Genomic DNA, 1,553 nt, shown 5'->3' on the forward strand with positions numbered 1-1,553 from the left:
TTTACTTTACTCATAACACTTTAACCTTCTTAGTTAACAATAAGTTAACAAAAATTAATTTTGTTTAACATAAACTTTATAACAAAACACGAAACTTTACAAAAGAAATAAAAATTCAAAAGTATATATATACGGAATCAAATAACTAATATATAATGAAAACACTTAAAATAAGGAGAATATTATATGACAAAATGTATAAAACACTCGTTACTGTGTAATTTACTACTACTTTTTTGTTGCAGTACAAATGCTGCAAAAAATACTGAAGATTCAACACATCAAACAAGAACAAATGCTGTAAAAAATACTGAAGATTCAACACATCAAACAAGAACAAGTGTTGCAAAAAATCCTGAAGATTTAACACATCAACAAAGAACAGAAGAAAGTATTAAACCAAAATACAACCTTATATTAAAAGCAAAAAAATTCATAACAATGGCAAAAGAACTTATGCCATATAATGCAACAGAATTAGAAAGCTATTTAACAGAAGTAGAAAAAAACCCAAAATTAATAATAAACAAAACATCAAAAATGTTGACATCAAAAGCAATAACAATGATAACACCAATAATAGAACAACAAATAGCAAGACAAACAGAAAAAATAAAAGAATTACATAAAAGAATAAAAACACTATTATCAGACGGCCAAAACCCACAATCAAAAATATACCAAAGATTTGCAACACAAGAATACTCAGAATTATACCAAGAATACATATACCAATATATAATCTTAGAATCAGACGCAGAAACACACACAACAAAAACACAAAGTGACGAAGAAACCATAAGAAAATATGCAAAAGAAGTACAAAAATATTCAGAATTAGCAAAAAACACAGAAGCATTCGAGTCAATACAAGAATATACAATAAATGCAATAATATACGAAATGCTAGCAGAAATCCGTTACAAGATAATAGATATAGCAAGAGAAACATTACTCACAATGTACGTATCAGTACTATCAATAACAAATATGATAATATCAAAAATATATTTAACAGATTTTTATCAAAAAGTAGCAAAACCAAATGCACAAGAATATGTGCAAAAAGCAAAAACATACATACAAAAAGCAAAAAATGAAATGCAATACATAAAAAATTATGTATCACTAGCACAAAATTTAGCATTAGAATTCATAACAAGAGATACAACAGGAATCACACAAAAATATATTGAAGAAGCCTTAAGAAAAGATAAAGAAACCACAGACCAATATATAGAAAGAGCACAAAGATACTTAACACAAGCAGAAGAAAAATTAAAAGAGAAAAGGGAATAAATTAAAAGGCTATAAAAAGTAAAGGAAGTTGACTTTGTGTTAACTAGAAGTAAAAGATGAGTTAAGAATGGAAAGATGGACTTTACATGCTCTCATTGCAAAGTTATAAGCTACGAAAATAGGAAATAGGATATCTGTAGAGCAAAAATGTAAGTATTTGTTAAAGCTAGGATAAAGTATGCTATAAATATTAACCTCAATTGCTTAAAAACATACTCTTAGCTAATTACAACCAATCCTCACACCATATTTTA

1 protein-coding gene is annotated in these 1,553 nt (G+C 26.7%); it reads left to right on the forward strand.

What is annotated here, in order from left to right; all coding sequences use genetic code 11:
• Window positions 1–186 precede the first annotated feature (186 nt).
• The gene (locus U881_RS0101770) at window positions 187–1,299 is read left to right on the forward strand and encodes a hypothetical protein (RefSeq protein ID WP_024653059.1); all 1,113 of its coding nucleotides are present in this window, start codon (window positions 187–189) and stop codon (window positions 1,297–1,299) included.
• Window positions 1,300–1,553: the final 254 nt, after the last annotated feature.

Source organism: Borrelia persica No12 (genome assembly GCF_000500045.1).
In the GTDB taxonomy this organism is placed as follows: Bacteria; Spirochaetota; Spirochaetia; order Borreliales; family Borreliaceae; genus Borrelia; species Borrelia persica.

Bases quoted from the DNA above. Each gene is read 5' to 3' on its own strand.
- U881_RS0101770 (WP_024653059.1), top strand. From the start codon at position 187: ATGACAAAATGTATAAAACACTCGTTACTGTGTAATTTACTACTACTT.